The following is a 21589-nucleotide window of genomic DNA, read 5'->3' on the forward strand; positions in this document are numbered from 1 at the left end:
TAAAAAAAATAGTTTATAAGAGAATTATGAAAAAAATCTTATTAGTTTTATTTACATCATTATTATTTTTTCAAAACATAGTCAAAGCAGAAGTTGCTATGATTGGAGTTGTAGATGGAATGGTATGTATGGCATGCCAAGCAAAAGTTGAAAAAGAACTTAAAGCTGCAACAGGTGAAGGTAATGTTGAAGTTTCATGGCCAGAGGGAGTTGCGTTTATAAACTTTGAAAATACTCCAAATTTTTCTGAAGAGGACTTTAAAAAGGTAATTGAGAATGCTGGTTTTGCAGTTGGTAAAGTTGCTACCTTAAATGAAAAAATTATTGATCCAAAATCTGGATTAGTTTCATTAAATAAATTTTAATTTTTTACTTTCCAATCAGTTTCGAAAGTCACATAGTTTACTTGTAAACATCGTCTTTCTTTAAGAATGCTCTTTTTTTCCATGCCATGCCAAGTATTTGGTCCGCTGGTAAAAAGATAACCGTAGTTGTTTCTGTAAGGCAATGTTTTAACTTTCTCTAATTTTTCATTATAAAAATCAGTTCCCAAATCTTCAGACTCATTAGTTTTATTTACAAAAATTAATCCTGACATTAATTTTTCTTTAATATCACAGTGTGGTTTGAGCCAAAAACCCTCTCTATCACAAATCACTTCAACTCTAACAAATGAATTAGATAAATCTTTATTGATCATTTTAGATATTGTCTCAAATGTTTCTTTTGACTGAAGTTCATTTATAAATTTTACAAGATTTGGAAATTGAGAACTATTTTCTTTTGTTACAAAACATCTAAATTTTATTGCTTTACCACCAGAGGAAATACCCTCTCTAAATTCTGCTGCTCCTCCATCAATTGCTCTTGTCCCGTCATAATTCAAATTATGATCACTTAAATCTGGAATATCTGCTTTAATAATCTCTTCAATTGCTCCTTCAGATAAAGCATTGCTATATTCCCAATGATCAAATGGTGTATAATATTTTTTTGAATTATTTTTTATAGAATTTAAAAATGACATTAAGATTGAATTTTTTCTTTAATAATTTTTGCTACTCTATTCGTTTCATCTAGTTTTTCATAGTTCCAATTTTCAATTTCCTCACCTAAGTTTCTAGTGATATTTAGTTCTCTAAATAAATTTCTAAATCTTTGGAATCTTTTGTCATTCTTTTTTGGTAAAATATTAGCCACATATATTGGTTTACCTGTTAACGCAGCTTCGGAGATCATTGAACTCGAGTCACATGTAACAACTATATTTTCAGATAAAGCTAAAGCAGATAGATAGGCTTTTTTATCTACATTCATAATCACTGTATGTTTTTCTCCAAAAAACTCTTTTGCATAATGAATAGTATTTATTGGGGTTCTCATTGATGGGATTACTACTAATTGGAAATCATGTTTCTTCATTAATTTATAAAACATTGAGAAAATGTGTTTCATATTTTTAGTTGAATAATCATAATATTTTGTTGGTCCTCCCATAATTAAGCACCAAATTTTTCTTTCGTCCTTTTTGATAAAAGAATTTAAATAATCTTTATTTTCCACAATTTCTTTCTCTGAAAGATAATGAATAGCTCCCTTTGTGCTAATAATATTATCGCCATTAATTCCATCATGTTCTGGAGCAACAATAAAATCGAAATGATTAAAATCTATTTTTGGATCTTGGATATGAATATTAAATATTTTTTTTTTAGAAATACTTTTTAAGTGAATAGATGGAATTACGCTCTTTCTTCCACATGAGATTATTATATCAAAATCATTATCTTCAACTTTTTTATAAACGTTTTGAGAAATTGGGGTAAATTTAGGTGGAACAAGTTTCCAAATACTTTTTAGTTCAACTTTGTGGTGTGTAAAATCAATATCAAGTGCTTTTGCTAGTCCCTCGACTTGACTAATCATTCCATGCATTCCTTGAGTTAATAATAAACCTTTTAATTTAGACATTTATCACTATATAGCTTTCATATGAGTCAAAATCCAACTAAACACACAAAAGTGTTAATAATTGGATCTGGTCCTGCCGGATACACAGCAGCTGTTTATGCTGCACGAGCAATGTTAAATCCTATCCTTGTTCACGGCGCTCAGCCAGGTGGACAATTAACAACAACAACTGATGTAGAAAATTTTCCAGGATTTGCAGAAGTAATTCAAGGACCGTGGTTAATGGATCAAATGAGAGATCAAGCAAAAGCTGTTGGAACAGAAATGATAGAAGACCATATCGGATCAGTGAATTTAAAATCTACACCTTTTGAAGCTGTCGGTGATAGTGGTCAAAAATATACTGCAGATAGCATAATTATTTCAACTGGTGCGCAAGCAAGATGGTTAAACATTAAATCTGAACAAGAATTTAGAGGATTTGGAGTTTCAGCATGTGCTACATGTGATGGTTTCTTTTTTAAAGATAAAGAAGTTGCTGTAGTTGGAGGTGGTAATGCTGCAGTAGAAGAGGCAATGTTTCTTACAAAATTTGCATCAAAAGTAAAATTAATTCATAGAAGAGATAGTTTGAGAGCTGAAAAGATGCTGCAAAAAAAATTGATGGAAAATAAAAAAATTGAAATTGTTTGGGACTCTGTTGTTGAGGATGTTTTAGGTGATAGTGAACCAAAAAATGTTAAAGGGATAAAAATTAAAAATTTGAAAACTGAAAAAACAGAGGAAGTTAAATTAGATGGTTTATTTATTGCAATTGGTCATGATCCTGCAACACAACTTTTCAAAGACCAATTAGAAATGGATAAAGAAGGTTATTTAATTACAAAACCAGATTCTACAGAAACGAATATTCCTGGAGTTTATGCTGCAGGAGATGTTAAAGATAAAACCTTCCGACAAGCAGTTACAGCCGCAGGGATGGGTTGTATGGCTGCTCTAGAAGCAGAAAAATTCCTAGCCCATTAATTTTAAGTTATAATTAATAGTATTTGCTAGATAATGAATAATCGTTAAGATTAAGCTTAGTATAAAAATTTTGTATACCCTCATCTTTTAATTTCAGGTATAAAATTAATTTAAATGAACAGAAGAAAATTTATAAAAACTGTAAGTCAAATTATGATTGCTTGGGGGTTAAGCCCAAAGCTCGCATTTGCCTCTGAAACTAATAAAATATTATCAGGAAAATTTTTTATAGATGGTAAGGAGGCAGAATTAAATTTTCAAGATTTAAATAATTCTACAATTGAAACTAAAGATGAAAAATCAATAATTAAATTTAAAGATGATTTTTATTTAATAAGACCAGAAACTAAACTTCAATTTGTCTCAAAAAACTTACTAAAAGTTATTAAAGGTTCTGTTCATGCAGTTTTTGGCAAAAGACAAGAAGAATTAAATGTTGAAATTCCTCACGGCACAATTGGAATAAGAGGAACCTCTATTTTTATTGATATTGAGCCTGAACAGAACAGAAGTTATTTTTGTAATTGTTATGGAGAAACAGTTCTCTATGATAAAAAAGGAAATTTATTAGAAACTGTGATTTCATATGGGCACGAATCTGGTGCACTTACAGAAGATGGAAAATTTAAACGGTATGGAATTAATTATTTAAAAAATATTTATGCTTTAAGACACCCAAAAATATTTGACGAAGAAATGGAAAAAGTTGGGTGCATCGTAGAAAACAGTCATTGTAAATTAAAATAAATTTATTTTACTAAATCTGAAATTTGATCTGACTCAAAGATTCTTTGATCGATATTATCATTTGCAATCTTAATCATTGCTTTTGCAATTGTTTCTGAATGAATTGATCTCATTTTTCTCAGTGGTCCAATAAATAAAGGATTAAGTAGTTTAAAAATAATTATTCCTATTTTCTCTCCCAATCTAAATTCTTTTCTATTACCCAAAATAAATGAGGGTCTCATAATTCCTATTTTAGAAAAGCCTAAACTTAAGATCTCTTCTTCTACCAGGCCCTTATATTTTAAATAATCTCCTGAACTTTTAGAATTTGCGTATCCTGATGATACAAATAAATATGAATTAACATTATTAGATTTTGCAATTTGAGCCACTTGTTTTGGAATATCTAATTCAATTCTTTGATATTCATTTTTATCAGGAGAATTTTTTTTTGTTGTCCCAATACAAAAATAACATTCATCTCCCACAATCTGTTCTTTGTATTTTTCTAAATTATTAAAATCAGTTTTAATTACTTCAATTTTTGAATTATCTATTTGAATTGGAGAACGAACAAAAATTTTAATTTTAGAGTAATTATCATTCTGAGTAAGTTGATTTAAAACATGACCTCCAACTAATCCAGTTGAGCCAAATAGTAGTGCTATTTTCACTTCTTAAGAAAGGCTTTCACAGAAAGATTTTATTCTATCCATTGCTTTTTTCAAATTTTGCATTGAAGTAGCATAAGAAATTCTAAAGTATCCATCTAAACCAAATGCAGATCCTTGAACAACTGCAACATTAGATTGCTCAAGTAGTTTTTGAACAAACTCGGTATCAGTTTTCAATTTAGTTTTTTTATTTAACAATCCCTTACAACTTGGAAATACATAAAATGCCCCATTAGGTGTTAAACAATTTATACCATTAATGCTGTTTAAACTTTTTACAACAAAATCTCTTCTTTCTTTGAAAGCTTTTGATCTTTTTTTTATAAAACCTTGATTTCCATTTAAAGCTTCAACTGCAGCAGCTTGACTGATAGATGTTGGGTTTGATGTTGATTGAGATTGAATTTTACCAATTGCTTTAATGATATCTTTTGGTCCTGCAGCATACCCTATTCTCCAACCTGTCATTGCATAAGATTTACTAACGCCATTCATAGTCAAAGTTCTATCTTTCAATTTAGAATTTTGAGCAATTGTATAAAAATTAAAATTATCATATGCTATATGTTCATAGATATCGTCACTCAAAATATGAACTTTTTTATTTTTCATTAAAACTTTAGCTAAATCTTCAATTTCTTTTTTTGAATAACCTGCTCCAGTTGGATTGGAAGGTGAATTTAAAATTACCCATTTTGTTTTTTTAGTAATAGCTTTTTTTAATTTACTTGCAGTAAGTTTAAATCCTTCTTCTTCTGTGCACTTAACTATCTTTGGTTTTCCACCAGCTAGTAAAACCATATCAGGATAAGAAACCCAGAAAGGTGCAGGAATAATTACCTCATCACCTTTATTTAAAGTTGCCATGAAAGCATTGTAAAGAACTTGTTTTCCACCAGCACCAACAGTGATTTGATCTGTAGTGTAATTAATTTTGTTCTCTCTTTTAAACTTATCTACGATTGCTTTTTTTAAAGCAGGTGTTCCATCTACTGCTGTATATTTTGTGTCTCCACTTTTGATAGCTTTAATTGCTGCATTTTTAATATTATCTGGTGTATCAAAATCTGGTTCTCCAGCTCCAAGTCCAATTACATCTTTTCCTGCAGCTCTAAGTTCTCTTGCTTTTTGAGTAACTGCAATAGTTGGTGATGGTTTAATTCGTTTTAAACTGTCTGATATTATGCTCATTGAAATATAAATAAATTCTAATACGCTGTTTAATATATGGAAAATACTTATCAAGATTTAATTACAGATATTCAGAGTAAAAATCCTAAAATTGGTGGAAAACTCGAAGGTGGAAAAAAATTCAAAATTAAATCTGATTTTAAACCTGCAGGTGATCAACCAGAAGCTATTAAGAAATTAGTAAATGGTGCAAATAAAGATCAATTTAATCAAGTATTACTTGGAGTTACAGGATCTGGAAAAACTTTTACAATGGCAAAAGTAATCGAGGCTACTAATAGACCAGCATTGATACTTGCTCCAAACAAAACCCTTGCAGCACAACTCTATGGAGAAATGAAAACATTTTTTCCAGATAATGCAGTTGAGTACTTTGTCTCTTATTATGACTATTATACACCGGAGGCTTATGTTCCAAGATCTGACACTTATATAGAAAAAGAGGCATCGATTAATGAACAAATTGACCGAATGAGACACTCTGCAACCAGATCTCTTTTGGAAAGAGATGATGTTTTAATTGTAGCAAGTGTTTCATGTATTTATGGATTAGGTTCTGTTGAGGCGTACAGTAAAATGACACTAACTCTTCAAAAAAATTATGATTACAACAGAGAAGAAATAATTAAATCTTTAGTTGCTTTACAATACAAAAGAAATGATCAAAATTTTTATAGAGGAACATTTAGAGCAAGAGGAGAATATTTAGAAATATTTCCCTCCCATCTAGAGGACAGAGCTTGGAGGCTTTGTCTATTTGGAGATAAATTAGAACAGATAGAAGAGTTTGATCCTTTAACTGGGGATAAAGTTAGAGAACTAAGTTTAGTAAAAGTCTATGCGAATAGTCATTACATAACTCCTAAACCTACAATCGAACAGGCAGTTATTAATATTAAAAAAGAATTAGAAATAACTTTAAAAAAACATAGAGCAGAAAATAAATTATTAGAGGCTCAAAGATTAGAGGAAAGAACTAAGTTTGATTTAGAAATGATTGAAGCAACTGGTTCTTGTGCTGGAATTGAAAACTATTCAAGATTTTTATCTGGAAGAAAACCAGGAGAACCTCCTCCTACTCTATTTGAATATTTTCCAGATAATACATTAATATTTGTTGACGAATGTCATGTAACTGTTCCACAACTTAATGGAATGTACAAAGGAGATAGATCAAGAAAAAGTACTCTTGCGGAATATGGTTTTAGACTGCCATCATGCATGGATAATAGACCATTAAAGTTTGAAGAGTGGGATTTAATGAGAACTCAAACTGTATTTGTATCTGCAACACCAGGACCGTGGGAACTAGAGCAAACAAAAGGAAAATTTATTGATCAAGTTATCAGACCAACTGGACTAATTGATCCTGTAGTTGAAATTAGACCTGCAAAAAATCAGGTAGATGATTTGATGCACGAATGCAAAAGGGTGATTGAAAACAATCATCGAGTTTTAGTCACAACTCTTACCAAGAAAATGGCAGAAGATTTAACTGAATATCTTCATGAAAATGGAATTAAAGTTAGGTACCTTCACTCAGATATAGATACTTTAGAGAGAATTGAAATAATGAGAGACTTGAGGATGGGTGTATTCGATGTTTTAGTTGGTATCAATTTACTAAGAGAGGGTCTTGATATTCCTGAATGTGCTCTAGTTGGAATTTTAGATGCGGACAAAGAAGGTTTTCTAAGATCAGAAACTTCGCTTATTCAAACAATAGGAAGAGCAGCAAGAAATGTAGATGGAAAAGTTATTTTGTATGCTGATAAAGAAACCAAAAGTATAAAAAAGGCAGTTGCTGAAACAGATAGAAGAAGAAATATTCAAATAGCTTATAATAAAAAACATAAGATTAGCGCAACATCAGTTAAAAAAGAAATTAGCGATATTTTAGAGAGTGTTTATGAAAAAGATTATGTAAAAATAAGCGAGGGTTCTAATGTTGGTGGAAACTTAAAGAAACATCTTAAAGCACTAGATAAAAAGATGAAAGAAGCTGCATCTAATCTTGAATTTGAAGAAGCCGCTAAAATTAGAGACGAAATAAGAAAGTTGGAAAGTAGCGAATTAGAAATTACATTAAATCCAAAAATAAGGCAGTATGATGTAAAAAATAAACTTTATCCAAAAGGTCGATCAACAATGGGAATGCCTGGAACAAAAGTTACAAAAAAAAGAGATAAAAAATGGAAGCACGGAAAATAATTATTACTGGTGGAGCAACAAGAATTGGTGCTGCAATAGCAAAAAAATTATCTGGTCCTAATAAAGAAATTTTGATTCATTTTAATAAATCAAAATCAAAAGCTGAAAAGTTAAAAATAGAACTATCAAATAATGGTACTAAAGTTTACTTAGTTAAAGGAGATTTAAGCAAAGAAAATGATGTAAATAAAATTGTAAAATATGCAAAATCAAAACTTAAGTATTTTGATTGTCTAATTAATAATGCCTCTTTGTTTGAAAATGATAAATTAGAAAACTTTACAACAGATAGTTGGGGGCAACATTTAAGAACAAATTTAAGAACACCTGCACTGTTATCAAAAGAATTTGCAAAAAATGTTAAAGGAACAAATAACAATATAATTAATATAATTGATCAAAGAGTTTTCAAACTAACTCCATATTTTTTTTCGTACACAATTAGTAAAACTGGACTTTATACTTTGACTAAAACTAGTGCTATGAGTTTAGCTCCAAAAATTAGAGTAAACGGTATAGCACCTGGCCCAACTATTAAAAATCAAAGACAATCTGAAAAACATTTTAGAAAACAATATTTAGCAACCCCACTAAAAAAACAAGTTGATGTTGAACAAATATGTAATGCAGTTGACTTTTTTATAAAAAATATATCTATTACAGGACAAGTTTTAGCTATAGATAGTGGGCAGAACTTAAACTGGCAAACACCAGATATTATGGGCAAAGAATGAAAAGAAGTAATTTTAAGATTGTAAGAATAAATAAAAACAAAAGTCTTTTTAATTACGAAAAGAAAATTCTAATTAATGAACTAATTTTAAATTTAAAACTTGGCTATTATGACTTTGAAAAGAAAAAGCCTCAAAAAGTTAAATTTAGCCTAGAAATTGATTACGAGGATAAAAAGCCATCAAGTGATAAAGATATAAAATCAATTGTTAATTATGGAACAATTGTAAAATTGATCACAAAACTTGTTAAAAAAAAACACTACAACTTTCTTGAAACATTAGCTGAGGCTGTATTTGATGAATTATTCAAAGATCAAAGGATTGCTAAAATAATGTTGAAAATTGAGAAATTAGAAATTCTTAAGCAATGTTCATCTGTTGGTATTCAAATTACCAAAAAAAGAAGTCATGATAAGCTCTGAAATAGGAAAAGAGGTAATTAAAAAAGAGCTTTCGCTAGTCCCTAAACTTCCTGGTGTCTACAGGATGCTAAATGAAAAAAATGAAATCCTTTATGTAGGAAAAGCAAAAAATCTTCCTAATAGACTTAAAAGTTATGTATCTGAAAAAAACCATATAATTAGAACTGAGAGAATGTTGTCTCAAACTAGAAAATTAGAGATAACAACTACTTCGAATGAAAGTGAAGCTCTACTTCTAGAAGCAAACTTAATTAAAAAATTTAAGCCAAAATTCAATATTTTATTAAGAGATGATAAATCATTTCCATTTATCTTTATTGGTAACAAGGATAAATGGCCACAAATTAAAAGACATAGAGGAAAAAAAACAAAAGAAGGATTTTATTTTGGCCCTTTTGCATCAGCAGGTTCAGCTAACTGGACTATAAAGATGATCCAAAAAATTTTTCATCTAAGAGTTTGTGATGATACTGTTTTTAAAAATAGAGAAAGACCTTGTATCCTTTATCAAATTAAAAGATGTTCTGGTCCATGTGTTGGTTATGTTGAAAAAAATGATTATCAACAAACAGTTGATGATGCTATTGAATTTGTATCAGGTAAATCAAGAAAAATTCAAAAAAATCTTTCAAGCCAAATGGAAAGGGCAAGTGAAGAATTAGATTTTGAAAAAGCAGTAATTTTAAGAGATAGAATTAAAGCTTTAAATATTATTCAATCTTCTCAAAGAATTAATGAGGCAAACTTAGTAGAGGCAGATGTTATTGCTGGATACAAAGAGTCTGGCAAAACTTGTATTCAAGTATTTTTTTATCGTTCAAAGCAAAATTGGGGTAACCAAGCTTTTTTCCCAAAACATGACCCAGATGAAAAATTAGGAGATATTTTAAATTCATTTGTTTCACAATTTTATGAAAATAAAAGTGTGCCTTCTGCAATAATTTTATCTGAGGAAATAAAAGAAAAAGTTTTAATTGAAAAAACTTTAACTCAAAAAGAGGGAAAACAAATTAACATTAGTGTTGCTAAAAAAGGTTCAAAACTAAAAGTAATTAATCAAGCAATAAAAAACGCAAAAGACAGTTTGAATAGAAAACTTTATGAAAGTCAGAATAATCGAGAACTTTTTGATGAAGTTGCAAAAAAATTCAATCTTGAAACAAATATAAATTTAATTGAGGTTTATGATAACAGCCATATCCAAGGAACAAATAGTGTTGGAGCTTTAATTGCTTATGGCGATGAGGGATTTATTAAAAAAAGATATCGAAAGTTCAATATCAAGCACAAAAAAAATGAGCAAGATGACTATGGGATGATGAGAGAAGTATTAAACAGAAGATTTAAACGTGCCGTTCAAGAAAAAGATAATTATCTCACTTTTCCTGATTTAGTATTAGTAGATGGAGGAAAAGGACAATATTCAGTAGCTAGAGAAAGTTTAAATGAATTGGGGCTTCACGACATTCCAATTATCGCAATAGCAAAGGGTAAATTTCGTAATAGTGGAAATGAAACATTTTTTCACAATGGCAAAGAATATAAATTCTCAAAAAATGACCCTACTCTATTCTTTCTTCAAAGGATAAGAGATGAATCACACAGATTTGCAATCAGTGCCCACAGAGCAAAGAGAAAAAAAGGAATTAGCAAATCTTTACTGGACCAAATTGAGGGTATAGGAGCAATTAGAAAAAGAGCACTGTTAAACCATTTTGGGTCAGCAAGATCTGTTGAGTCAGCTAGTTTGGATGAAATTAAATCTGTTGAAGGTGTTGAAGAAAAAGTAGCAAAAAAGATATATAACTTCTTTCACGAATAATTATGTTAAAAAAAATTCCAAACATTCTGACAATAGGGAGAATAATAATTGTACCCTTCTTTGTTTTAGCATTTTATCTTCCAGGTTTTTATGGTGATTTAACTGCTTTAATTTTATTTATAATTGCTTCATTTACAGATTTTTTAGATGGCATGTTAGCTAGAATGTTAGGACAAGAGTCTAAATTGGGAGAACTATTAGATCCAATTGCAGATAAAATTATAGTCGCTACAGCTCTAATTTTACTGGTGATGGATGGAACAATCAGAAATTATGAGGTTATTGCAGCTATAATAATTTTAACTAGAGAAATTTTAATTTCTGGATTACGGGAATTTTTAGCAAAAGGTCAGATTAAACTTCCAGTTTCAAATCTTGCTAAACTCAAAACAGTGTTACAAATGGTTGCTATTGGTCTTCTACTTTCAGGAGATACTGGAAACAAAATAATCAACTTTGAAAATTATAATGCTCAAACTATTGGGATTATTTTTTTATGGTTATCAGCTGCGCTTACTTTATTTACAGGTTATGATTATTTACGAAAGGGTATTGACCACGCAATATCAGAAGATAACAAAGATTAAGCTGCTTTTTTCTTTTTCACCAGCGCTTGATAGCTTTCATTAAGATCGATGATGGTATCACAAACTTTGAATTGATTTTCTGCAATACAAGATACAGGTGTAACTTCAGCAGCAGTTCCTGTTAAAAAGCATCCCACAAAGTTAGGAAGTTCTGTTGGACTAATTTTTCTTTCATGTACTTTTATATTTTTTGATTTTGCAATTCCAATTACAGTTCTTCTTGTAATTCCATCTAAGAACGAATCTGGAATTGGTGTGTGAATTTCTCCATTTTTATCTTTAAAAAATACATTGGCCCCTGTTGCTTCAGCAATATTTCCTTCGTGATCCAACATTAAAGAATCGGTGTAACCTTGTTTTTCAGCTTCATGTTTTGATAATGTGCAAATCATATACAAACCTGATGCTTTAGTATCCCAAGGTATAGTATTAGGAGCTGGTCTTCTCCAGTTTGAAATATTTAATTTAATGCCTTCAACTTTTAGTTTTGGATCAAAGTAAGATCCCCACTCCCAAGTTGCAATCGCAACATGAATTTTTGTTTGTTGTGCTGATATAGCCATCATTTCAGTGCCTCTCCAAGCTACTGGTCTTACATATCCGTTTTCTACATTCTGAGTTGCAATTATTTTATTTGAAGCAGTATTTATTTGCTCTTCAGTATAAGGAATTTCGAAACCCATTCTTCTAGCAGAATGAAAAAATCTTGAGGTATGCTCCTCTAATTTAAAAATAGAGCCATCATAAACTCTTTCACCTTCAAATACACAACTCGCATAATGCAAACCATGACTTAACACATGTAGTTTTACATCTCCCCAATCAACAAGTTCATCGTTGTACCAAATTTTTCCAGATCTTTTATCGTACGGTATCATTAGTGAAAATATTTTAAAATATCATTGAAAAATATCTTTGTATCTTTGATATGTCAATATAACTTACCCATTATGAAAGAACTTTTATATCTTAAAGACGATCAACTTAAGGGTTTAATTGAAAAATTATTTGTTAGTTACAGAGAGACATTTTCAGACTCTAAAAAAATTTTAGATAAATATTCAATTGGTGTAGCCCACCATAAGGTTATTCACCTAATTTCATCTTATGAAGGTATCTCTATTTCAGATCTTCTAAAAAAATTAAAAGTAACTAAGCAGAGCCTCAATAGAGTTTTAAAAGATTTAATAAAGTTAGATATCGTCATATTTAAGAAAAATGATCAGGATACAAGGGTTAAACATGTGTTTTTAAACGAAAAAGGAAAGAAAATATTTGAAGAAATTTTTAATTTACAAAAAAAAAGAATTTATTCTGCTCTTTTAAATTCAACTTCAGAAGAAGTTGTTAATTTTGACAATGTATTAAATAAAATAATTAATGGATAATTTTTTAGCTCATATTTTAGTAGTTGATGACGACGATGGTATTAGATCATTAGTAAAGAAATTTTTAAATGAAAATAATTATTTAGTAACTACAGCTGACAGTGCTGAAGATGCCTCAGAGAAAATAAAAATAATAAAGTTTGATTTAATTGTGCTCGATATAATGATGCCTGGAAAGAATGGAATAGAATTTATAGTAGAAAATAAAAAAAATCTAGATACTCCAATAATACTTCTTACTGCTAAAGGAGAAGCTAAGGAAAGAATAGAAGGTCTTGAAGTTGGTGCAGATGATTATTTGCCCAAACCATTTGAACCTAAAGAATTAATTCTAAGAATAAAAAACATTTTAGATAAGACACAAAAAACTGAGCAAAAAAGAATTATTGAATTTGAAAATGTCAAAATCGACTTAAATAAACTTTTAATTATTAGAGATCAAAAAGAATTTAAAATTAATAATACTGAAAAGACAATTTTAGAAAAAATGATTAATAGTCCTGGAAAAACATTTTCAAGAGAAGATATAGGAAAATTAATTAATCTAGATAAAGAAAGATCTATCGATGTTATTATTACTAGATTGAGAAAAAAAATTGAAATAGATCAAAAAAGTCCTAAGTTTTTGCAAACAATTAGAGGTGCAGGATATGTTCTCTGGATTGAGTAATTATTTAAAAAAAGTTTTACCAAAAAGATTATTTTATAGAGCACTTTTAATTGTTGCTGTCCCTGTAATTACTATCCAATTAATAATCACCATTGTTTTTTTTGATAGTTTATGGATTAAAACTAATAAAGGTATGACCAGAACTCTGGTAAATGAAATTAGTGCTTTTGTAGAAGCTTATCAAAATGAAGAAAATGATAAACAAGAAGTGACAAACCTATTTTCATTGTTTCTAGATTTAAATATTGAATTAGTTGTTGATGAAAAATTAAGTGATCAAAATAAAGAAAGATGGTTTAGTCCAATTGATCGAACTTTAAGAAGAGAATTGAAGTCTAAATTTTCTTCTGAGATCTATTGGTTTAATACTACAAACTATAAAGAACTAGTTGATTTAAGAATAAAATATGAAGATGGATATTTTAAATTTTTAGTTCCAAAAGATCGAGTCACTAGTACCTCTGCAAGAATATTTGCACTATGGATTACAGTTCCTGCAATTATAATGGTTATTATTTCACTAATATTTTTAAAAAACCAAACAAGACCAATTACAAATTTAGCTCGTGCTGCTGAAAGATTTGGAAAAGGGGAAGATATAGAAGAATTCAAACCTTCAGGAGCACTTGAGATACGTCAAGCAGGTCATGAATTTGACAAAATGAGAAAGAGAATTGAAAGACATCTTAATCAGAGAACTGAAATGTTATCAGGCATTAGTCATGATTTAAGAACTCCTTTAACAAGAATGAAGCTACAACTAGCTTTTCTTAAGGATAAAGATGCGGCTGACAAGTTAACAGATGATATTAACGAAATGGAAAAAATGCTTAATGAATACCTGCAATTTACAAGCTCGTCATATGTTGAAAAAGACGAAATGTTTAATCTTTCAGAACTAATAGAGAAAATTATAAATAAATATAATAATAAAAACATTTCTCATAATTTAATTCCTAGAATTTACATTAATGGCAGAAAGAACCTTATCAATAGATCTTTAAATAACTTGATTGATAACGGATTAAAATATGCAAACAAAGTTGAAATAAGCCTAACCAAAAAAAAAACAAACCTATTTATAATTATTGATGATGACGGTCCAGGGATACCTAAAAAAGAACATGAGAACGTATTTAAACCTTTTTATAAGATGGACAAAGGGAGAAATGATTCAAAATCTAGTGTTGGTCTAGGAATGTCAATTGCGTCTGATATTATCAAATCCCATGGTGGCAACATTATGCTGGAAAAATCAAAATTTAATGGGCTAAGAGTTAAGATCTTTTTGCCGGTCTAGTTTTCTTCTTTTTTTTTGTTTCTAATTTTGAAATTTTATTTTCTAAATTTTCTACTCTCTTTGAAAGAATCTCAAATTCATCCTTGCTAGTAAGTTTCATTTTAAAAACAAATTCATCTCTCTTTGACTTAAATATATTTAAGATTTCAGATGATAAATCTTTTGAAGTTATTAATCCCTGCTCTAGTAGTTCTGCAAATTTATCAATTATAAATTTAGAATTTTTCATATTTGAGATATACAATATAGATATAATTTAAAATGTTCATCAATAATTTTGACCCAGTTGCAATAGAAATATTTTCTTTAGAAATTAGATGGTATTCGCTAGCTTATATTGCGGGTATTTTATTTGGATGGTTAATAGCAAAAAAACTATTCTTAAAGAATTCTGAAATAAATAAAAATTTTGATGATTATATAACCTACTTAATCATTGGAATTATTTTAGGTGGAAGAATTGGATATGTATTATTTTATAATTTTGAATTCTATATCAATAATCTATTAGATATTTTAAAAGTATGGGAAGGTGGCATGTCTTTTCATGGAGGAGTAATTGGTATTGTTATCGCAACTATATTGTTTGCAAAAAAAAATAATCAAGATGCGTTTTTATATTTAGACGTCGTCGCTCTAGTTGCACCTATTGGAATATTTTTTGGAAGAATTGCAAATTTTATAAATTCTGAACTTTATGGAACTATAACTAATTTACCTTGGGCAGTTACATTCATACAAATAGATAATCAATCAAGACATCCCTCACAAATTTATGAGGCATTATTAGAAGGTTTAATTCTATTTTTAATTTTACTTTATTTTAGAAATAGAGGAAATTTTGCTATAGCTGGATTTATTTCTGGATTATTTTTAATTTTCTATTCAATCTTTAGATTTATTGTTGAATTTTTTAGAGTTCCAGATGATCAATTGGGATACCTAATATTCAATTTAACTATGGGTCAGTTAATAAGTTTTATCTTTTTGATAATTGGATTAATTATTTTCTTTTTGAAAAAAAATGAACAAGTCGACTAATTTACCTCTAGATCAATTTATAAATCACGCTCTTTACGATAAAGAAAATGGTTATTATATGAAAAAAAATCCCTTTGGAAAGGAAGGTGATTTTATTACGTCTCCCAACATCACAAGACTATTTTCAGAAATAATTGCGATTTGGGTAATAACTTTTTGGAAAAGCATTGGTTCACCTAAAAAATTTAACTTAATTGAACTTGGCGCTGGTAATGGAGAGATGATGAAAGTTGTATCTGAAACATTAAAGAATTTTCCTGATTGTTTTAACTCCTGTAATTTAATGATTCATGAAAAAAGCTCATATTTAATCAATGAACAAAAAAAAAATTTAAATTCTGAAAAAATAATCTGGGTAAATGAAGTTGAAATCGATAACACATTTCCTTGCATTTATCTTGCTAACGAATTTTTTGATGCACTTCCAATAAAGCAATTTTTTAAAAAGGAGAATAATTGGTTTGAAAGGTATGTTAATTTAAAAACTTACAAAAAGGCTGAGTTCAATGATAAAGAAGTTAATATTAAAACAATAGAGCAAGAACTTAAATTTGAAATATCTAAGGACCAAGATGTTATTGAATACTCTCCGGAAGCGTTTAAATATCTAGAGAAAATTTGTAAAATTATTGAGAACAGAGATGGTGGACTTTTAATAATTGATTATGGATATTTAGATCTGAAAATAAAAAATACTATTCAAGCAATAAAAGATCATAAATTTTCAAACATATTAGAAGATATCGGCGACTCTGATATTACATACAATTTAAATTTTAATTTATATGCTAATTATATTAATCAATTTGAAAAACTAGATCATCTAATTACTAATCAAAAAAAATTCTTAACAAGTATGGGAATTTTGCAGAGAGCAGAGATTGTAAGTAATAATATAGCCTTCTCACAAAAAACAGATCTATTTTATAGAATTAGACGTTTAATTGATGAGAAACAAATGGGGGAGTTGTTTAAGGTAATGTTGATTAAAATTAAAAACAATAAATTTAAAACAGGTTTTCAAATTGATTAAATCTAAAAAGCTTTCAATAAATAAAGCTATCAAACATGGTTTTTTTAATAGCATCGGTGGTGTATCAAAAAATATTTATAAAAGTTTAAATTGTGGTCCAGGTTCAAATGACAATAGTGCAAGTGTAAAAAAAAATTTAAATATTGTCAGGAAAAAAATTTCTAAGAACTCAAAAAATATTTTTTTACTTAATCAAATTCATAGTAATAAATTCGTGTTTATTGACAAAAAGTATAAATCAAAAATAAAACCTAGGGCCGATGCAATTATTACTGACCAAGTAAATTTACCTATTGCGGTTTTGACTGCAGATTGTGTGCCGATACTTGTTTTTGACAATCAGAGAAAAATGATAGCTGCAATTCATTCAGGATGGAAAGGTGCCTTTAAGGGAATTATATCAAAAGTGATTAAATTTATGGTTAAGAGAGGGTCTAAAACAAAAAATATTACAGCAATTATAGGTCCATCAATATCAGTTAAAAATTATGAAGTTCAAAAAGATTTTTATAAAAAATTTATAAGAAAAGACAAAACTAATCATAAATTTTTTAAAATGGGTAAAGAAAAGTTATATTTTAACTTATCTAGTTATGTTAAATCATTAATTCTTCAGTCTGGTGTGAAAAAAATAGAAAAAATTGACGTTGATACATTCGATGCTAAAAATAAATTTTTTAGTGCTAGAAGATCAAAAAGTTTAAATCATGCTGATTATGGTAGAAATATTTCAATAATTATGCTTAATTAGGTTTTTTTCATGAAATTATTATCAGGAAATAGTAATAAACCTCTCAGTAAGAATATTGCTAAATATTTAAAATCTAAATTAGTCAATTCAAGTATTAGAAATTTTTCTGATGGTGAAATTTATGTTGAGATTAATGAAAACATAAGAGGAAATAGTATTTTTATTATTCAATCTGTTTCTTCACCAGCTAATGATAATTTAATGGAACTTTTATTATGCATAGATGCTTTAAAAAGATCATCTGCCAAAAATATAACTGCTGTTATTCCATATTTTGGTTATGCAAGACAAGATAGAAAAGTTGTCCCAAGAACTTCAATTTCAGCAAAACTAGTATCTAACCTGATTACAAAAGCAGGAGCAGATCGTGTTGTAACAGTAGATTTGCACGCAGGACAAATTCAAGGATTTTTTGATATTCCAGTAGATAACTTGTTTGCTACTCCTATTTTTGCAAGACACGTTAAGAAAAAAATTAAAAGTAAAAATATGATTTGTGTTGCTCCAGATGTGGGTGGTACAGAGCGAGCAAGATCTCTTGGAAAACTTTTAAATGTTGGTCTAGCTATAGTAGATAAAAGAAGACCTAAGCCAGGACAATCTCAGGTTATGAATGTGATCGGGGATGTAAAAGGTAAGACATGTATAATTGTAGACGATATCATCGACTCAGGTGGAACAATTGTAAATGCAGCTAAAGCTCTAAAAGATAGAGGTGCAAAAGAAGTTTACGTTTATATTACTCACGGAGTACTTAGTGGTGAAGCGGTCAAAAAAATTAAAAATTCTGTTATCAAAAATTTAGTAATTACAGACACAATTGATAATAGTGACAAAATAAAAGGTGCAAAAAACATTGAAGTTTTATCTATTTCAGGGCTAATGGGTGAAGCAATTAAAAGAATATCAAATTCTACTTCTGTATCTGATTTATTTAAATAATTACCTTGTGTTATTAAGGATCTTGAGCTAAAAACCCTTGATTTTATGAATACTTTAGAAGCTAACATCAGAGATACTAAAACAAAAGGTGATCTCAACTCACTAAGAGATAATGGAGAAGTGCCAGCTATAATTTACGGCGGTGAAGCTCAAAATGAAAAAGTTTCTATATCTAAGAAACTGCTAAAGTCGATGTTAGAAGATTCAAATTTTTTATCTACAATTCTTACATTAAATGTAAACGGTAAACCACAAAATGTACTGCCAAGAGAAGTAAAATATCACATCTTGTCAGACGAACCTATACATGTTGATTTTTTAAGAGTTGTGCCTGGTCTAAAAATTAGAATTGAGGTTCCAGTTAAATTTATTAATCATGAAAAATCACCTGGATTAAAAAAAGGTGGAGTATTAAATATTGTAAGAAGAAAAGTTGAATTAAAATGTCCAAGTGAAAAAATACCTGACAATCTTTTAATCGATTTAGATGGTATTGATATTGGAGTAAGTTTTAAAATTTCATCAATTAATCTAGATCCTGAAGTTGTACCAACTATTCAAGGTAGGGATTTCGTTATTGCAACACTTGCGGCTCCAACTGTAATGAAAGAGCCAGAAAAACCAGCTGAAGCTGAAGCTGCAGAGGGTGAAGCGGGTGCTGAGGCTGCTGCACCAGCTGAAGGCGATAAACCAGCTGCTGAAGGCGAAGAGAAGCCTGCCGAAGAAAAAAAATAAATTATTTAGACTGAAGTTTGTTTTCCATTAAAAAATTTTTATGCTTTTATTTGTAGGACTAGGTAACCCAACGCCCGATAGTGAAAATAATAGACATAATGTAGGTTTTAAAATTATAGACTCGATAAATAAAAAATTTGGCCTATCAAAACAAAAACCAAAATTTAAAGGTTTGCTTACAACAGGAAATGTTGGAGACAAAAAAATATATGCAATTAAACCTTTAACTTTCATGAATAATTCAGGAATTTGTATAAGAGAATTAATAGAATATTTTAAAATAGATGCTGAGGATGTCATAGTTTTTCATGATGATTTAGATGTAGAATTTGGAAAAATTAAAGCCAAGTTTGGTGGATCTAGCGCAGGTCATAATGGTATAGCTTCAATAGATAAATTTATTGGTAAAGATTATTCTAGAGTAAGAATTGGTATTGGAAAACCAAAGGACAATATGGAAGTAAGTGATTTTGTACTTCAAAATTTTGATGAAGATGAAATGGCTGGATTAGAAAAAATTACAAATAATATTACTGAGTCAATTTCAATATTAATTGATAAAAAATTAGATCTATTTTCAAGTACAGTTAATAATAAATAATGAGTTTTAAATGTGGAATTGTTGGGTTACCAAATGTTGGTAAGTCTACACTTTTTAATGCACTAACAAATTCTAGTAAAGCACAAGCGGCTAATTTTCCATTTTGTACAATTGATCCAAATGTTGGTGTAGTTCCCGTACCAGATGAAAGATTGTCTAAATTATCAAAAGTATCTAACTCTAAAAAGGTAATTAATACTACAATTTCATTCGTTGATATTGCTGGTCTTGTTAAAGGAGCTTCAAAAGGAGAAGGATTAGGAAATAAATTTCTTTCTCATATCAGAGAAGTTGATGCTGTAATTCATATGATTAGATGTTTTGATTCAGATGATATCCAAAATGTTAATCCTGATATAAACCCAGTGAGAGATTTGGAAATTATTGAAACTGAAATGATGCTTGCAGATCTTGAAAGTATTCAAAAAAGATTGGAAAAAAATAACAAAAAAAATGTAGATGAGGAACAACTTAAAATTTTAGAAATTGCTCTAGATTGCATAAATAATGATAAAGATATTTCAGTTCTAAAAACACAATTTGATACGAAGCAATTAAATCAAAGCGGTTTATTATCAATTAAGCCAAAAATATATGTTTGTAATGTCGATGAACAAAGCGTTCAGAATGGTAATAAATATACAAATGATTTCATAGAAAAATTTGGGAATGAAAATACACTAATTGTATCCGCTGATATTGAAAATCAAATTAATGAGCTACCTGCTGAAGAGAAAAAAAATTATATGGAAATGATAGGTTTAAAAGAAACTGGATTAAATATGTTAATTCAAAAAGGTTACAATATTCTAGAGCTAGATACTTATTTTACATCAGGTCCTGAAGAAACAAGAGCATGGACAATTAAAAAAAATTGTACAGCTCCTAAGGCAGCAGGCGAAATACATACTGATTTTGAAAAAGGCTTTATACGAGCTGAAACTATTTCTTATGAAGATTTTATAGCAAATGATGGCTGGGTAAATTCTAAAGCAAATGGGAAAATGAGATTAGAAGGAAAAGATTATATTGTTAAAGATGGAGATGTATTAAACTTCAGATTCAACACGTGACCAAATTTTCTTCATACTAAAGTAAACTAAAATAGTTAAAATAATCAAATATACTATAGCTTTAAATCCCATTTGGTGTCTTGCTTCTAAGTGAGGCTCCGCAGCCCACATTAAAAATGTTGTTACATCTTTTGACATCTGTTCAACTGATGCATTAGTACCATCCCCATATTCTACAATTCCATCTGATAATGGCGCTGCCATTCTGATCTTATTACCATACATGTATTTGTTATAATAAACTCCATCATCCAAAGCTACTCCGCTTGGTGGATCATCATAACCTTGAAGTAAAGAATAAATATAATCAACTCCACCACCTCTAGCTTTAACTAAAACAGACATATCTGGTGGATAAGCTCCTCCGTTAGCAGCTTGCGCAGCTTTTACATTGTCGTATGGCATTACAAATTTATCCGAAAGTTTTCCGGGTCTAGTAAACATTTCACCATCAGCGTTTGGTCCATCTGTAACTTCAAAAGAAGCAGCGATTGCTTTTGCAGCTGCCTCTGAAAACTCTGGTCCACCCTCTTCTGATAAATTTCTATAGCTCAAATATTTCATTGAATGGCAAGAAGCACAAACTTCCGTATAAACTTGATATCCTCTTTGAAGAGCTGCTCTATCAAATTTTCCAAAAAGACCTTTAAAACTCCAATCTGTTTTAAGATAATCTACTTTTTCTGCAGCAAATGTTTGGATACTATTTAGAGAAAAAAATGAAAGTATTAAAATTAGTTTAAATAAC

25 protein-coding genes are annotated in these 21589 nt (G+C 29.2%); 18 read left to right on the forward strand and 7 right to left on the reverse strand.

The annotated features are described in order from the left end of the window. The first annotated feature begins 26 nt into the window (after positions 1–26). On the forward strand, positions 27–365 hold the full coding sequence (locus ACTTA8_RS05420) for a heavy-metal-associated domain-containing protein (protein WP_440654775.1): 339 nt from the start codon (positions 27–29) through the stop codon (positions 363–365). Here ACTTA8_RS05420 and ACTTA8_RS05425 read toward each other — a convergent pair. Together ACTTA8_RS05425 and ACTTA8_RS05430 are read right to left on the reverse strand one after the other, a co-directional pair. Further along, entirely contained in the window at positions 362–1027 is a 666-nt protein-coding gene (locus ACTTA8_RS05425; RefSeq protein WP_440654776.1) for a hypothetical protein, read from the reverse strand. The genes ACTTA8_RS05420 and ACTTA8_RS05425 overlap by 4 nt on opposite strands. Beyond that, a complete protein-coding gene (locus tag ACTTA8_RS05430; protein ID WP_440654778.1) occupies positions 1027–1971 on the reverse strand; it encodes a mitochondrial fission ELM1 family protein in 945 nt (314 codons plus the stop codon). Before ACTTA8_RS05430 ends, ACTTA8_RS05425 begins: the two co-directional genes overlap by 1 nt. A 21-nt stretch (positions 1972–1992) precedes the next feature. Here ACTTA8_RS05430 and trxB point away from each other — a divergent pair, with 21 nt between their 5' ends. Both trxB and ACTTA8_RS05440 read left to right on the forward strand, forming a co-directional pair. Then, the gene (trxB, locus tag ACTTA8_RS05435; RefSeq protein ID WP_440654780.1) at positions 1993–2937 is read left to right on the forward strand and encodes a thioredoxin-disulfide reductase; all 945 of its coding nucleotides are present in this window, start codon (positions 1993–1995) and stop codon (positions 2935–2937) included. A gap of 114 nt (positions 2938–3051) precedes the next feature. Beyond that, complete coding sequence (locus tag ACTTA8_RS05440) at positions 3052–3684, forward strand: hypothetical protein (RefSeq protein ID WP_440654781.1); 633 nt, start codon at positions 3052–3054, stop codon at positions 3682–3684. A 2-nt stretch (positions 3685–3686) separates the two neighbouring features. Here ACTTA8_RS05440 and ACTTA8_RS05445 read toward each other — a convergent pair whose 3' ends face one another. Both ACTTA8_RS05445 and ACTTA8_RS05450 read right to left on the reverse strand, forming a co-directional pair. Next, a complete protein-coding gene (locus tag ACTTA8_RS05445; RefSeq protein WP_440654783.1) occupies positions 3687–4340 on the reverse strand; it encodes an NAD(P)H-binding protein in 654 nt (217 codons plus the stop codon). A gap of 3 nt (positions 4341–4343) precedes the next feature. Continuing rightward, on the reverse strand, positions 4344–5531 hold the full coding sequence (locus ACTTA8_RS05450) for a pyridoxal phosphate-dependent aminotransferase (protein ID WP_440654784.1): 1188 nt from the start codon (positions 5529–5531) through the stop codon (positions 4344–4346). 36 nt (positions 5532–5567) lie between these two features. Between ACTTA8_RS05450 and uvrB the strand changes: the two genes are divergently transcribed. From uvrB to pgsA, 5 genes are read left to right on the forward strand one after another with little or no spacing between them, the layout of a single operon-like run. Further along, complete coding sequence (gene uvrB / locus ACTTA8_RS05455; RefSeq protein WP_440613811.1) at positions 5568–7742, forward strand: excinuclease ABC subunit UvrB; 2175 nt, start codon at positions 5568–5570, stop codon at positions 7740–7742. Next, a complete protein-coding gene (locus tag ACTTA8_RS05460) occupies positions 7724–8476 on the forward strand; it encodes an SDR family oxidoreductase (protein WP_440654786.1) in 753 nt (250 codons plus the stop codon). The genes uvrB and ACTTA8_RS05460 overlap by 19 nt, the downstream gene beginning before the upstream one ends. After that, entirely contained in the window at positions 8473–8898 is a 426-nt protein-coding gene (locus ACTTA8_RS05465; RefSeq protein ID WP_440654787.1) for a dihydroneopterin aldolase, read from the forward strand. Before ACTTA8_RS05460 ends, ACTTA8_RS05465 begins: the two co-directional genes overlap by 4 nt. After that, positions 8885–10720, forward strand: coding sequence for an excinuclease ABC subunit UvrC (gene uvrC / locus ACTTA8_RS05470; protein ID WP_440654788.1), 1836 nt, complete (start codon positions 8885–8887; stop codon positions 10718–10720). Before ACTTA8_RS05465 ends, uvrC begins: the two co-directional genes overlap by 14 nt. Positions 10721–10722: 2 nt before the next feature. Next, positions 10723–11307, forward strand: a complete 585-nt coding sequence (pgsA, locus tag ACTTA8_RS05475; protein WP_440654789.1) for a CDP-diacylglycerol--glycerol-3-phosphate 3-phosphatidyltransferase — start codon at positions 10723–10725, stop codon at positions 11305–11307. Here the strand turns inward: pgsA and ACTTA8_RS05480 are convergent. Further along, positions 11304–12185, reverse strand: coding sequence for a branched-chain amino acid aminotransferase (locus tag ACTTA8_RS05480; RefSeq protein WP_440654791.1), 882 nt, complete (start codon positions 12183–12185; stop codon positions 11304–11306). The two genes, pgsA and ACTTA8_RS05480, sit on opposite strands and share 4 nt — an antisense overlap. A gap of 72 nt (positions 12186–12257) precedes the next feature. Between ACTTA8_RS05480 and ACTTA8_RS05485 the strand changes: the two genes are divergently transcribed. From ACTTA8_RS05485 to ACTTA8_RS05495, 3 genes are read left to right on the forward strand one after another with little or no spacing between them, the layout of a single operon-like run. After that, positions 12258–12695, forward strand: coding sequence for a MarR family winged helix-turn-helix transcriptional regulator (locus tag ACTTA8_RS05485; RefSeq protein ID WP_428080895.1), 438 nt, complete (start codon positions 12258–12260; stop codon positions 12693–12695). After that, positions 12688–13365, forward strand: coding sequence for a response regulator (locus tag ACTTA8_RS05490; protein WP_440654792.1), 678 nt, complete (start codon positions 12688–12690; stop codon positions 13363–13365). Before ACTTA8_RS05485 ends, ACTTA8_RS05490 begins: the two co-directional genes overlap by 8 nt. Next, complete coding sequence (locus tag ACTTA8_RS05495) at positions 13346–14665, forward strand: ATP-binding protein (protein ID WP_440654793.1); 1320 nt, start codon at positions 13346–13348, stop codon at positions 14663–14665. The genes ACTTA8_RS05490 and ACTTA8_RS05495 overlap by 20 nt, the downstream gene beginning before the upstream one ends. On the opposite strand, the gene ACTTA8_RS05500 is transcribed toward ACTTA8_RS05495, so the two are convergent. Further along, a complete protein-coding gene (locus tag ACTTA8_RS05500) occupies positions 14643–14894 on the reverse strand; it encodes a hypothetical protein (protein WP_440654794.1) in 252 nt (83 codons plus the stop codon). The two genes, ACTTA8_RS05495 and ACTTA8_RS05500, sit on opposite strands and share 23 nt — an antisense overlap. A gap of 32 nt (positions 14895–14926) precedes the next feature. On the opposite strand from ACTTA8_RS05500, the gene lgt reads away from it, so the two are divergent. Genes lgt through ychF form a run of 7 tightly spaced genes read left to right on the forward strand, consistent with a single transcriptional unit; the run spans position 14927 to position 20841 of the window. Continuing rightward, positions 14927–15706: a prolipoprotein diacylglyceryl transferase gene (gene lgt / locus ACTTA8_RS05505; RefSeq protein ID WP_440654795.1), complete on the forward strand. Its 780-nt coding sequence runs from the start codon at positions 14927–14929 to the stop codon at positions 15704–15706. Continuing rightward, positions 15690–16739, forward strand: a complete 1050-nt coding sequence (locus tag ACTTA8_RS05510) for an SAM-dependent methyltransferase (protein WP_440654797.1) — start codon at positions 15690–15692, stop codon at positions 16737–16739. The genes lgt and ACTTA8_RS05510 overlap by 17 nt, the downstream gene beginning before the upstream one ends. Next, positions 16732–17490, forward strand: coding sequence for a peptidoglycan editing factor PgeF (gene pgeF / locus ACTTA8_RS05515; protein WP_440654799.1), 759 nt, complete (start codon positions 16732–16734; stop codon positions 17488–17490). Before ACTTA8_RS05510 ends, pgeF begins: the two co-directional genes overlap by 8 nt. 9 nt (positions 17491–17499) lie before the next feature. Next, entirely contained in the window at positions 17500–18432 is a 933-nt protein-coding gene (locus ACTTA8_RS05520; protein WP_440618924.1) for a ribose-phosphate pyrophosphokinase, read from the forward strand. Between the two features lie 45 nt (positions 18433–18477). Beyond that, on the forward strand, positions 18478–19167 hold the full coding sequence (locus ACTTA8_RS05525; protein WP_440654800.1) for a 50S ribosomal protein L25/general stress protein Ctc: 690 nt from the start codon (positions 18478–18480) through the stop codon (positions 19165–19167). Between the two features lie 40 nt (positions 19168–19207). Then, the gene (pth, locus tag ACTTA8_RS05530; protein ID WP_440654801.1) at positions 19208–19768 is read left to right on the forward strand and encodes an aminoacyl-tRNA hydrolase; all 561 of its coding nucleotides are present in this window, start codon (positions 19208–19210) and stop codon (positions 19766–19768) included. Beyond that, the gene (ychF, locus tag ACTTA8_RS05535; protein WP_440654802.1) at positions 19768–20841 is read left to right on the forward strand and encodes a redox-regulated ATPase YchF; all 1074 of its coding nucleotides are present in this window, start codon (positions 19768–19770) and stop codon (positions 20839–20841) included. The genes pth and ychF overlap by 1 nt, the downstream gene beginning before the upstream one ends. Here ychF and ACTTA8_RS05540 read toward each other — a convergent pair. Continuing rightward, positions 20818–21576 carry a cytochrome c1 gene (locus ACTTA8_RS05540; protein WP_440655471.1) on the reverse strand — a complete coding sequence of 253 codons (759 nt, stop codon included), beginning with the start codon at positions 21574–21576 and terminating at the stop codon, positions 20818–20820. The genes ychF and ACTTA8_RS05540 overlap by 24 nt on opposite strands. Positions 21577–21589 lie beyond the last annotated feature (13 nt).

The sequence above is a fragment of the Candidatus Pelagibacter sp. HIMB1506 genome, assembly GCF_052047935.1.
Taxonomy (GTDB): domain Bacteria; phylum Pseudomonadota; class Alphaproteobacteria; order Pelagibacterales; family Pelagibacteraceae; genus Pelagibacter.

Bases quoted from the DNA above. Each gene is read 5' to 3' on its own strand.
- ACTTA8_RS05420 (WP_440654775.1), top strand. From the start codon at position 27: ATGAAAAAAATCTTATTAGTTTTATTTACATCATTATTATTTTTTCAA.
- ACTTA8_RS05425 (WP_440654776.1), bottom strand. From the start codon at position 1,027: ATGTCATTTTTAAATTCTATAAAAAATAATTCAAAAAAATATTATACA.
- ACTTA8_RS05430 (WP_440654778.1), bottom strand. From the start codon at position 1,971: ATGTCTAAATTAAAAGGTTTATTATTAACTCAAGGAATGCATGGAATG.
- trxB (WP_440654780.1), top strand. From the start codon at position 1,993: ATGAGTCAAAATCCAACTAAACACACAAAAGTGTTAATAATTGGATCT.
- ACTTA8_RS05440 (WP_440654781.1), top strand. From the start codon at position 3,052: ATGAACAGAAGAAAATTTATAAAAACTGTAAGTCAAATTATGATTGCT.
- ACTTA8_RS05450 (WP_440654784.1), bottom strand. From the start codon at position 5,531: ATGAGCATAATATCAGACAGTTTAAAACGAATTAAACCATCACCAACT.
- uvrB (WP_440613811.1), top strand. From the start codon at position 5,568: ATGGAAAATACTTATCAAGATTTAATTACAGATATTCAGAGTAAAAAT.
- ACTTA8_RS05460 (WP_440654786.1), top strand. From the start codon at position 7,724: ATGGAAGCACGGAAAATAATTATTACTGGTGGAGCAACAAGAATTGGT.
- ACTTA8_RS05465 (WP_440654787.1), top strand. From the start codon at position 8,473: ATGAAAAGAAGTAATTTTAAGATTGTAAGAATAAATAAAAACAAAAGT.
- uvrC (WP_440654788.1), top strand. From the start codon at position 8,885: ATGATAAGCTCTGAAATAGGAAAAGAGGTAATTAAAAAAGAGCTTTCG.
- pgsA (WP_440654789.1), top strand. From the start codon at position 10,723: ATGTTAAAAAAAATTCCAAACATTCTGACAATAGGGAGAATAATAATT.
- ACTTA8_RS05480 (WP_440654791.1), bottom strand. From the start codon at position 12,185: ATGATACCGTACGATAAAAGATCTGGAAAAATTTGGTACAACGATGAA.
- ACTTA8_RS05485 (WP_428080895.1), top strand. From the start codon at position 12,258: ATGAAAGAACTTTTATATCTTAAAGACGATCAACTTAAGGGTTTAATT.
- ACTTA8_RS05490 (WP_440654792.1), top strand. From the start codon at position 12,688: ATGGATAATTTTTTAGCTCATATTTTAGTAGTTGATGACGACGATGGT.
- ACTTA8_RS05495 (WP_440654793.1), top strand. From the start codon at position 13,346: ATGTTCTCTGGATTGAGTAATTATTTAAAAAAAGTTTTACCAAAAAGA.
- ACTTA8_RS05500 (WP_440654794.1), bottom strand. From the start codon at position 14,894: ATGAAAAATTCTAAATTTATAATTGATAAATTTGCAGAACTACTAGAG.
- lgt (WP_440654795.1), top strand. From the start codon at position 14,927: ATGTTCATCAATAATTTTGACCCAGTTGCAATAGAAATATTTTCTTTA.
- ACTTA8_RS05510 (WP_440654797.1), top strand. From the start codon at position 15,690: ATGAACAAGTCGACTAATTTACCTCTAGATCAATTTATAAATCACGCT.
- ACTTA8_RS05520 (WP_440618924.1), top strand. From the start codon at position 17,500: ATGAAATTATTATCAGGAAATAGTAATAAACCTCTCAGTAAGAATATT.
- ACTTA8_RS05525 (WP_440654800.1), top strand. From the start codon at position 18,478: ATGAATACTTTAGAAGCTAACATCAGAGATACTAAAACAAAAGGTGAT.
- pth (WP_440654801.1), top strand. From the start codon at position 19,208: ATGCTTTTATTTGTAGGACTAGGTAACCCAACGCCCGATAGTGAAAAT.
- ychF (WP_440654802.1), top strand. From the start codon at position 19,768: ATGAGTTTTAAATGTGGAATTGTTGGGTTACCAAATGTTGGTAAGTCT.